This window comes from Streptomyces alkaliterrae, from assembly GCF_007097205.2.
GTDB lineage: Bacteria > Actinomycetota > Actinomycetes > Streptomycetales > Streptomycetaceae > Streptomyces > Streptomyces alkaliterrae.
The window spans coordinates 1-6,841 of record NZ_VJYK02000297.1; the positions used below are offsets into that span (position 1 = coordinate 1).

The following is a 6,841-nucleotide window of genomic DNA, read 5'->3' on the forward strand; positions in this document are numbered from 1 at the left end:
CCGACCGAGTCGATCCCCGAGGTGCAGCCCGTGGACACCACCGTGCTCGGCCCCTGCGCGCCGACCGCCCAGGCCACCTCGACGGCGAAGGAGCTGGGGACGAGGTAGTTGTAGAGGTGCGGGACGGTGACCCGCAGCCGTCCGCCCTCGAGGCTCAGCCGCACTCCCCAGTGGCCGCGGAACGTGATCGACAGGTCGAAGTGGGAGAGGAACGGCAGCGGCGCCGGGTCGAGGCGGAGTACCTGGTCGGTGGCCTCCAGTCCGGTGAGGCCGCGTTGGACGAGGTCGAGGGTGCCGGCCATCGCGCCGAGGTGGATGCCCTCGGGGGTGGTGCCGCCCTGGATGTCGGCGACGTCGCCGATCAGGGCTTCCCGGGAGAAGCGCCAGGCCTGGGCGCGGTGGGTGCGGGCGGTGACCCAGGCGTGGACGAGGCTGCTGAGGGTGGAGCCGCCGCTGGTGCGGGCGAGGTAGTGGTCGACGGTGCGGCGCCAGGTGCCGGGGTCGAGGTGGTGGCCGAGGCGTTCGAAGAGCGCGGCGAGCTGGTCGGGCGGGAAGAGGTAGCCGAGCATGAGGACGTCGGCCTGTTTGGACGCCTGGTAGTTGTTGACGCTGTCGCCCTCGGCTTCCAGGAGCCGGTCCAGGCGTCGGATGTCGCCGTACTTCTCGCGGTAGCCCTCCCAGTCGAGTTCGGCGAGTCGGCCGTAGCCCTCGAACTGGTCGATGACGCCCCGGTACCAGGGGACGTACAGCCGTCGGGAGACGTCCTCCCAACGTTCCAACTCCTCGGGGGACAGGGCGAGCTGGTCGGCGAGTTCGCCCCGGCGGGGTTCGGGGAGTTCGCGGTGGAGCTCCAGGGCGAAGGAGAGCACCCAGGCGGCGGTCACGTTGGTGTACGCGTTGTCGTCGATGCCGGGGCGGTCGGAGTCCGGGTACGCCTCGTGGTACTCGTCGGGGCCGACGACGCCGCGCAGCCGGTAGGCGGACCGGTCGGCGTCCCACTGGGCGAAGTCGCCCCAGAACCGGGCGACCTGGAGCACCATCTCGGCGCCGGGGCCGTGCAGGAAGGACAGGTCGCCGGTGGTGCGGCCGTACCGCCACACGTTGTAGGCGATGGCCGAACCGACGTGGTGCTGGAGCCGGGAGAAGTCGGGAAGCCAGCGGCCGGAACGCGGGTTGAGGTGCAGGGTCTGGGTCTCCTCGCGGCCGTCGCTGCCGCTCTGCCACGGGAACATCGCGCCTCGGCGCCCGGCCTCTGCGGCGGACTCCACGGCGCGCCCCAGCCGCCGGTACCGGTACATCAGCAGGGACCGCGACACCTCGGGGAAGTGCAGGTTCAGATAGGGGAGGACAAAGATCTCGTCCCAGAAGACGTGGCCCCGGTACGCCTCGCCGTGCAGGCCCCGGGCGGGCACGCCGACGTCGAGGGACGCGGTGTGCGGGGAGAGCGTCTGGAGCACGTGGAAGAGGTGCAGCCGCAGGATGCAGCCCGCCAGCCCGGGGACGTGCAGTTCGGCGCGCTGCCACAGCCGCTCCCAGGCGGTGTGGTGGTCGACGAGGAGGTCGTCGAGTACGGGCGCGGTGCGCAGTCCGTGCAGACAGGCGTCGAGGGGGTCGCTGATGGCCGGGTCGTGGGTGGTGTGCAGGGTGACGGTCTTCTCGACGGCGACGGGGACGCCGTCGGCGAGGTCGAGGCGTACCGTCTGGGCGACGTCCCGGTCCCCGACTCGGTAGTCGGGGCCGGTGCCCTCGGGGGCGATGACCGTCGTGCGGGCGGCGACGGCGACGTGCACGTCGGAGTGGCGGGTGCGGCAGGTCAGCCAGAGCAGCCCGTCGTCGGTGTGGCCGGCGCGGTGGTCCGTCAGGTGACGGCCGTCGAGCGCCCGGTAGCGGGCGACGCCGCTGTTGGTGACGTCGCCCTCGATCGCGGACTCGACCTCCAGCGTGCCGCTCCACCCCTCGGCGCGGAACTCCGTCCGCAGCGCGGCGTACTGCGGGTCGCCCATGTGGACGAACCGGGTCTGGTAGACGCGCACCGCCCGGCCCCGGCGGTCGCGTAGCAGCATCTCCCGCAGCAGGGTCCCGGCGCGCAGGTCGAGGGTCTGGCGGTAGTCGGACACCTCGCAGGTGTCGGGGCTCATCCACGGCCAGTCGCCGCGGTCCTCGCCCACGGCGTCGTCGGCGCCGCCCTCGCCCACGGTGTCGTCGACGCCGCCCTCGCCCAGCGGGCGGAAGCGCAGGGGGAGCCAGTCGGGGAGGTTGACCATGTCCTCGTTCTCCACGTCGCGGCCGGCGACGTGCGAGGTCAGACGGTTGTAGAGACCGGCGGCGTAGGTGCCCGGGTAGTGGTGCTCGGCGTGCGGGGCGGCCTCCGGGAGGGCGCCACGGGTGGCGAAGCGGCCGTTGCCGAGCGTGCACAGCGCCTCCCGCAGGGGCTCCTCGGCCGGGTCGTAGCCCTTGTAGACCCAGCACCAGCCGGTGTGCGGGCTTCCGTGGTCCTCGCGGCCGTCCGGGTGGAGGAGGCCGACCCAGTGGTCGCGGTCGTCGAGGGAGTTCATCGGCGTGCCTCCGACGTCGCGGGCCACAGGTCGGTGAGGTCGCGGACGACGACGTCGGCTCCGTGTTCGGCCAGCTCGGTGACGCCGTCGGGCGTCCGGTCGACGCCCACGACAAGGCCGAAGCCACCGCGTCGCCCGGCGGCCACCCCGGCGACCGCGTCCTCGACCAGCGCACACTCGCCGGCCGGTACGCCCAGCCGGGCGGCGGCCGCGAGGAACAGCGCCGGGTCCGGCTTGCCGGGCAGCCCCAGCCGGGCCGCCTCACCGCCGTCCAGCAGCACGTCGAACAGCTCCCGCAACCCGGCGGCGGCCAGCAGCTCCCCGGCGTGCCGGGAGGCGGAGACGGCCGCCCTGGGCACCCCGGAGGCGTCCAGCGCTCGCAGCAGCCGCACCGCGTCCGGCCAGGCCGGGGCGCCGCGCTCGCGCAGCAGTCGGGTGAACGCGGCCTCCTTGGCCGCCGCGACCGCGCGGACACTGCCCACGCCCGGCGGGTCGTCCGGCGCGCCGTCGGGAAGCCGCAGGTCGCGGGCGGTGAGGAGGGCGGCGGCGCCGTCGAGACGGGAGCGTCCGTCGACCCAGCGGCGGTACTCGCCGTCGGCGTCGAACGGCGGCTGGCCGGCGGCCGTCAGCACGGGGTCGAACGCCTCCCGCCACGCCGCCGCGTGCAGGGACGCGGAGTCCGTCAGCACCCCGTCCGTGTCGAAGACCACCGCCCGCAGTCCGTGCGTCGGACCGTCCGCCATCGTGCACCTCCTAGGCCTTCCGTTCACGCTAGCGGCGGACACCTGCCCCCGCAGCCGCTCGTTGGTCCCGCGCCGATCGGGGCCGAACGGCCCGACACCGGGACCTGTGGCCCCTGCCGGCGGTGTTCCGCGCCGCCGCACGATGAGGGTGTGGACGGCCTCCCGCCGAGGGGGGCGGGGACACTTGAGGAGGCATCGTGCTCACCCATCCGAGACTGCTGGACGCGCTGCCCCCCGAGAGCCGGGAGCGGCTTGTGGCGCACGCCCGCGAGGTCGTGTTCCCCGCGGGCGCCCGCATCTTCGAGGAGGGGCAGCGGGCGGACCGGTTCTGGCTGCTGAGCTCCGGCACCGTCCAACTGGACGTACGCGTCCCCACCCGGCCGCACGCCGTCGTCGACGAGCTGCACTCCGGCGACCTGCTCGGCTGGTCCTGGCTGATCGCCCCGCACGTGTGGCACTTCGGCGCCCGCGCCGTCGGCCCGGTCCGCGCCCTGGAGTTCGACGGCGCCGAGGTGCGCGAGATGTGCCGGCGGGACGCCGAGCTCGGGCGTTCGCTCGCACTGTTCGTCGCCAGGACCGTCGCCCAGCGGCTGCACCGCTCCCGCACGCGACTGCTCGACCTCTACGGCCCCCAGGGCCTCGCCGCCCTGTCCGACTCGTCCGAGGAGACCTGATGAAGAGCTCGCCGATGACCGTCGGGGACGTGATGACGCAGACCGTCGTCGCGGTCGGCCCCGACGCCCCGTTCAAGCAGATCGTGCAGACCATGCGGGAGTGGAACGTCAGCGCGCTGCCGGTGCTGGAGGGCGACGGCCGGGTGGTCGGCGTCGTATCCGAGGCGGACCTGCTCCGCAAGGAGGAGTACCGCGAGCGCGACCCGCTGATGATCGACCAGTACCGGCACCTGGACGAACTGGCCAAGGCGTCGGGCACCACCGCCCGCGACGTGATGTCCACACCGGCCGTCTCCGTCCGCTCGGACGCGACACTCGCGCACGCCGCCCGGGCCATGGCCCGCAAGCGCGTCAAGCGGCTGCCCGTGGTGGACGCCGAGGGCCGGCTGGCCGGCGTCGTCAGCCGCGGCGACCTGCTGAAGGTGTTCCTGCGCACGGACGACGAGATCGCCGAGGAGGTCGGCCGGCAGGTCGTCGAACCGCTCTTCCCGAACCGCCCGCCCACCCTGCACCCGAAGGTCGCGGACGGCGTCGTCACCTTCACCGGGACGCTGCGCGACACCTCCCTCGTGCCGGTCGTCGCCCGCATGACCCGGGCCGTGGAAGGCGTCGTCGACGTCGGCTTCGACCTGGACAACGGGTCGGTCCCGGCCAACGCCGGGCGCCCCGGCACCGAGTCGCTGTACTGACGTCGCCGGGAGAAGCGGGGCCGTTCGACACCGCGCCATGGGCCATACGGCCCTGGCGCGGTGCGTCGACCTACCACCACCATGGAGACACACGTCCGTATCCCCACCGCCAGAGGTGTCCAGATGACCGACACGACCGGCACTCCCCGCGAGGAGCCGATCCGGGTGTTCCTCCTCGACGACCACGAGGTCGTCCGCCGGGGCGTGCACGACCTGCTGGACGCCGAACCGGACATCACCGTCGTCGGTGAGGCGGGCACCGCCGAACAGGCCGTCGCGCGCGGCCCCGCGCTGCGCCCCGACGTCGCCCTGCTGGACGTCCGGTTGCCCGACGGCGACGGCATCTCCGTCTGCCGCGAGCTGCGCTCCCGGATGCCCGAACTCGCCTGCCTGATGCTCACGTCCTTCGACGACGACGACGCGCTGCTCGACGCGATCCTCGCCGGCGCGGCCGGATACGTGCTCAAGCAGATCAAGGGGTCCGACCTGGTGTCGGCGGTGCGGACCGTCGCCTCGGGCCAGTCGATGCTCGATCCCGCCACCACCGCCCGGCTGATGAGCAGCCTGCGCGGCCAGCGCGCCGAACCGGAGCCGGAGGAGGACGCGCTCGCCGGCCTCACCCCGCGCGAGAAGGAGATCCTTGCCCTGATCGGGGAGGGTTTGACCAACCGGCAGATCGGGCAGCGGCTCTATCTCTCGGAGAAGACCGTCAAGAACAACATCTCGCGACTGCTGGCCAAGCTCGGCGTCGAACGCCGGGTGCAGGCCGCGGTGATCGCCACCAAGCTGCCGGGCGCCGGCTCCCCCGACGGCCCCCGGTAGACCGGCACCGCCGGCGGCGACCGTGCCCCCACGGAACCGACCGGCGGCGCCCGGAACGACGGCCCGACCCCCGGCGGTCGGGCCGTCGTCGTACCGCGTTTCGTCCGTACCGCGTTTCGTGTTTCGTCCGTACCGCGTTTCGTCCGTACCGGAAACGCCCGCCCGGCCGACCGCGTGTTCAGCCTGCCGTGCGCTTCCGAAGAGCGGCCCGGCCGACGGTCCCGGCCCACCGGGACCGTCGGCCCGGACGCGACACCCCGACGGCCTCTCCCGGCGCCGGCCCGGCGGACGCACGGTGGAGACAGCGGCCGACGACAAACGCCGTCAGCGGCACCGCCGACCGAACGCACCACCGGGAGAGGAACGAGGTCATGACACCGGACACCACGCCGAAGCACACCCCCCGGGCGACTCCCGCCCGGACGTCGGCCGCCCCCGGCGCCCCGATGGTGACCGGCGCCGTCCTCGAACGGCTGATCTCGGCCGCCGTCGCCGCGCCGTCCATCCACAACACCCAGCCGTGGCGCTACCGGCTCGACCCGGACACCACCACCGTAGAGGTGCGGTCGGCGCCCGAACGCTCACTGCCGCACGCCGACCCCAGGCGCCGCGCGCTGCACGTCTCCGTCGGCGCCGCGCTGTTCAACCTGCGGCTGGCCGCCCGGGACGCCGGCTTCGAGCCGCGCGTGCGGCTGCTGCCGGACCCGCTGGCCCACCCGGACCTGCTCGCCCGGGTCAGCCTCGCCGCACCCGGACAACCGTCCGCGGACACGGCCGCCGAACCCGCCGAACCCGCCGAGCTGTACGCCGCGCTGTGGCGGCGGCACAGCAGCCGGATGCCGTTCTCCGGCCGCCCGCTCCCGCCCGAACTGCTCGTCGAACTCGTCGCGGCGGCCCGCGCCGAGGGTGCCGTCGCCTACTTCCCCGGCCCCGAGGCCGTCGACCGACTGCTCGCCATCACCGCCGAGGCCGAGAGCCGCAACGAGGCGTCCGCCGGGCGGCGCACCGAGAGCCGGTCGTGGGTACGGGCCGACGCGCCCGGCGTCACCCCCGGCCGGGACGGCGTCCCCTTCTCCGCGCTCGGGCCCCAGGACAGCGCCGAACGGCTGCCGATGCGGGCCTTCTCCGACCCCGGCCCGGGCGGACGCCCGCCCGACGCCGCTTTCGAACGCCGGCCCACCCTCGCCGTCCTCGCCACCCCGGGCGACCGCCGGGCGGACTGGCTGCGCGCGGGACAGGCCCTGGAACGCCTGCTGCTGACCGCCACCGCCCACTCGGTGCGGACGTCGATGCTCTACCAGCCGATCGAATGGCCGGACCTGCGCGCCGAACTCGCGCGCGCCTGCGGCCTGCACACC

General features: G+C 74.2%; 6 protein-coding genes. 4 read left to right on the forward strand and 2 right to left on the reverse strand.

The annotated features are described in order from the left end of the window. Together FNX44_RS21825 and FNX44_RS21830 are read right to left on the reverse strand one after the other, a co-directional pair. Nucleotides 1–2,555 (reverse strand): glycoside hydrolase family 65 protein (locus FNX44_RS21825; protein ID WP_143650428.1); only part of this gene is annotated, 2,555 nt, incomplete at its 3' end. After that, on the reverse strand, nucleotides 2,552–3,298 hold the full coding sequence (locus FNX44_RS21830; protein ID WP_143650430.1) for an HAD family hydrolase: 747 nt from the start codon (nucleotides 3,296–3,298) through the stop codon (nucleotides 2,552–2,554). The genes FNX44_RS21830 and FNX44_RS21825, both read right to left, overlap by 4 nt. A 197-nt stretch (nucleotides 3,299–3,495) precedes the next feature. On the opposite strand from FNX44_RS21830, the gene FNX44_RS21835 reads away from it, so the two are divergent. The 4 genes from FNX44_RS21835 to FNX44_RS21850 form a co-directional block, all read left to right on the forward strand. Continuing rightward, on the forward strand, nucleotides 3,496–3,972 hold the full coding sequence (locus tag FNX44_RS21835) for a cyclic nucleotide-binding domain-containing protein (RefSeq protein ID WP_323369572.1): 477 nt from the start codon (nucleotides 3,496–3,498) through the stop codon (nucleotides 3,970–3,972). Next, nucleotides 3,972–4,661: a CBS domain-containing protein gene (locus FNX44_RS21840; RefSeq protein ID WP_143650432.1), complete on the forward strand. Its 690-nt coding sequence runs from the start codon at nucleotides 3,972–3,974 to the stop codon at nucleotides 4,659–4,661. Before FNX44_RS21835 ends, FNX44_RS21840 begins: the two co-directional genes overlap by 1 nt. A gap of 123 nt (nucleotides 4,662–4,784) precedes the next feature. Further along, on the forward strand, nucleotides 4,785–5,483 hold the full coding sequence (locus FNX44_RS21845; RefSeq protein WP_143650434.1) for a response regulator: 699 nt from the start codon (nucleotides 4,785–4,787) through the stop codon (nucleotides 5,481–5,483). Between the two features lie 371 nt (nucleotides 5,484–5,854). Next, nucleotides 5,855–6,841, forward strand: a 987-nt coding sequence (locus FNX44_RS21850) for an Acg family FMN-binding oxidoreductase (RefSeq protein WP_143650436.1), incomplete at its 3' end; no start/stop codon positions are given.

Coding starts and splice junctions, on each gene's coding strand:
- FNX44_RS21845 (WP_143650434.1), top strand. CDS start 4,785: ATGACCGACACGACCGGCACTCCCCGCGAGGAGCCGATCCGGGTGTTC.
- FNX44_RS21830 (WP_143650430.1), bottom strand. CDS start 3,298: ATGGCGGACGGTCCGACGCACGGACTGCGGGCGGTGGTCTTCGACACG.
- FNX44_RS21840 (WP_143650432.1), top strand. CDS start 3,972: ATGAAGAGCTCGCCGATGACCGTCGGGGACGTGATGACGCAGACCGTC.